At 67.9% G+C, this 841-nt stretch carries 2 protein-coding genes; both read right to left on the reverse strand.

Going from position 1 to position 841, the window contains the following annotated elements; genetic code table 11:
* Positions 1-321, reverse strand: a 321-nt coding sequence (locus tag AC1DWF_RS33330) for a hypothetical protein (protein WP_476842777.1), incomplete at its 3' end; no start/stop codon positions are given.
* On the reverse strand, positions 318-841 hold a 524-nt coding region (locus AC1DWF_RS33335; protein ID WP_476842778.1), incomplete at its 5' end, for an ATP-binding cassette domain-containing protein. The genes AC1DWF_RS33330 and AC1DWF_RS33335, both read right to left, overlap by 4 nt.

Genomic DNA, 841 nt, shown 5'->3' on the forward strand with positions numbered 1-841 from the left:
CGCATCGCTCTCCAGCACATAGGCGGAGGAGCGCAGGAAGACGGCTTCGCGGATCTGCGGCAGGATCTTCCATACCCACCAAGTGCAGCCCACCGCTAGGATCACGGCGCCGACATAGAAGTGGATCAGCGCCGTCGCGGCGAAGGAACTGACGAGGATGGCAGCGGCCGGCACGACGTTCTCGGAGGTGCGGTACACTGGGCTGCCGGGCGAGTTCATCTTGCGGATGTGGACGCCGAGCTTCACGTGCTCGGCATCCATCAGCTCCTGCAGCTTTTGGCGCTCCTGGCCGGCCCAGGGGTGGTCTGACGTCTCGCTCAAGTGCCGCTATGCCCCTCTGCGGCGCGCAGCTCGAAGGCGGCGGCCATCAGGGCGCGCGTATAGGGCTCGCGGGGATTTTGGGTAAGGGCCTCGGCCTCGCCGGCTTCGACGATCTTGCCGTTCTTCATGACGATGATGCGGTGCGCCATGGCGCGCACGACGCGTAGGTCGTGGCTGATGAAGAGGTAGGCTAGGCGGTGCTTCTCCTGCAGTCCCCGCAGCAGCTCCACCACCTGCGCCTGCACGCTGACGTCGAGCGCGCTGGTCGGCTCGTCCAGCACGACGAGGCGCGGTTTCAGCACGAGCGCGCGSGCGATGSCGAYGCGCTGGCGCTGGCCGCCGGAGAAYTCGTGCGGRTAGCGTTCAGCCATGGCGGGATCGAGGCCGACCTCCTCCAGCGCCTGCCCGACCTTCACTGCGCGGCCGGCGGCATTGAGGCCGGGCTCGTGCACGGTCAGCCCCTCGCCCACGATCTCGCCGGCATTCATGCGCGGCGAGAGCGAGCCGTAGGGGTCCTGGA

It is taken from the genome of Aminobacter sp. P4_D5, from assembly GCF_056401815.1.